Source organism: Neokomagataea anthophila (assembly GCF_018122595.1).
In the GTDB taxonomy this organism is placed as follows: Bacteria; Pseudomonadota; Alphaproteobacteria; order Acetobacterales; family Acetobacteraceae; genus Gluconobacter; species Gluconobacter anthophilus.
In genome coordinates, this window is sequence record NZ_JAGRQH010000162.1 from 1 (window position 1) to 231 (window position 231).

A 231-nucleotide genomic window follows, 5' to 3' on the forward strand; every position below is an offset into this window, starting at 1 on the left:
TTTTTTTTTTTTTTTTTTTTTTTTTTTTTTTTGGGTTTGTGTTTTTTTTTTTTTTTTGTTTTTTTTGGTGGTGGTGGTTTTTTTTTTGGTTGTTTTGGGTTTGTTGTTTTTGTTTTTGGGGGGGGGGGTGGGTCGTTGTTTTTTGGTTGTTGTGCGGGCCTTGGGGTGTGGGTTGTTCATCTTTTTTTTTTTTTGTGTTTTTTTTTTGGTGGTTTTTGGCCCCCGCACCCC

General features: G+C 35.1%; 1 protein-coding gene. It reads right to left on the reverse strand.

The genetic code is table 11. The features are described from left to right. On the reverse strand, positions 1-231 hold a 231-nt coding region (locus KB213_RS13575; protein ID WP_211683565.1), incomplete at both ends, for a hypothetical protein.